This window comes from Vibrio sp. 10N.222.55.C6 (assembly GCF_041473395.1).
GTDB classification, from domain to species: domain Bacteria; phylum Pseudomonadota; class Gammaproteobacteria; order Enterobacterales; family Vibrionaceae; genus Vibrio; species Vibrio crassostreae_C.
Genome location: NZ_JBFRSD010000912.1, coordinates 1 through 254, shown reverse-complemented (window position 1 = coordinate 254; position 254 = coordinate 1). Strand labels below are relative to the sequence as shown.

The window sequence follows — 254 nt, the reverse complement described above, 5'->3', positions numbered from 1 at the left end:
GCTTACGCGTTGGCTATCGTTATCGGCGGCCCGATCTTAACCATCTACCTTGCTCGCTTTAACAAGAAGATAGTGCTGATTGGCTTAATGGCACTGTTCATTATTGGCAACGTGTTATCCGCCTTAGCGCCAAGCTATCCACTTCTACTGGCAAGCCGTGTGATCGCAGGCTTAGTGCAAGGCCCTTTCTATGGCATCGGTGCGGTTGTCGCAACCAACTTAGTGTCTGAAAAAATGGCAGGTCGTGCCGTTGG

General features: G+C 50.8%; 1 protein-coding gene. It reads left to right on the top strand.

The genetic code is table 11. The features are described from left to right. Positions 1-254: MFS transporter (locus tag AB4486_RS26830; protein ID WP_372119819.1), on the top strand; the 254-nt coding region annotated here is incomplete at both ends.